The organism is Psychrobacter sp. 1U2, assembly GCF_051847575.1.
This window is the reverse complement of sequence record NZ_JBPYDC010000681.1, coordinates 1-903: the sequence shown is the minus strand read 5'-3', so window position 1 is coordinate 903 and position 903 is coordinate 1. Positions and strand designations below refer to the sequence as shown.

The window sequence follows — 903 nt, the reverse complement described above, 5'->3', positions numbered from 1 at the left end:
AAGGCTGCCGTTTTGCTGTTGAGGATGATGGTATCGGTATTGCACCCCAGCATATCACGCGGTTGACTGAGCGTTTTTATCGTATCGATAGTGGACGTAGCCGTGCCACAGGCGGCACTGGGTTAGGTCTCGCAATTGTCAAACACGTCCTATATCAATACGATGTAAACTTACAAATTGAGTCAACAGAGGGCGTAGGGTCGACGTTTAGTGCGTTGTTCCCCGCCAACCATGTACGATCTGAGCCTACGCTTTAGTCTTTTTGTAAAAGTGGGTAAGGATTGACAGCACTGCCGCTGATATAAATACCATAATGTACGTGCGGCGGTGTACCTTTGGCATTACCACTGTCACCAACATAGCCTATGATATCACCAGCATTTACCCAGTCGTTGGGAGTTATATCAGCATAATCTTCTAGGTGTGCATAATAATGTCCTGCACCGCCAGGACCTACGACCATCACCACACGTCCGCCTAATGTATTTTCGCCAACCTTACTGACAATGCCTTGCGTCGTTGACTGTACTGGTGTGCCGCGCGGCGCAAAGATATCGATGCCTTCATGCGTGCGACCTTGGCTACGAGCAGCGCCCCAAGTATCGGTCAAGTGCTGATCTGGTAGTGGACTTGGCAAGCTATCTTCTGTTGGCAACTCTTGTTGTAGCAGACTCAACTGTTGCCATTTTGCGACGACAAAGGACTGTGTTTGTTGACTGATACTTGGGAGAAGTTTGTCGAATACAAATAATAAGGCCAATAGCACAGCAGCTTTGATTAACACACTCAGCATACGGCGCAAACGTGCAGGCTTTGGTTGCTGGTTTTTTTGATCTACTGGCATCGACATCTCTTATTGTGTTTTGTGGTTTACTCTAAATCGTGTTGGACATTTACAAAGGT

2 protein-coding genes are annotated in these 903 nt (G+C 47.3%); one reads left to right on the top strand and one right to left on the bottom strand.

From position 1 onward, the window contains the following. The coding region (locus ACS8FD_RS18075; protein WP_439276863.1) for an ATP-binding protein at nt 1-257 on the top strand (257 nt) is incomplete at its 5' end. Here ACS8FD_RS18075 and ACS8FD_RS18070 read toward each other — a convergent pair. Then, nucleotides 254-844 carry a M23 family metallopeptidase gene (locus ACS8FD_RS18070; protein WP_439263516.1) on the bottom strand — a complete coding sequence of 197 codons (591 nt, stop codon included), beginning with the start codon at nt 842-844 and terminating at the stop codon, nt 254-256. The two genes, ACS8FD_RS18075 and ACS8FD_RS18070, sit on opposite strands and share 4 nt — an antisense overlap. Nucleotides 845-903 lie beyond the last annotated feature (59 nt).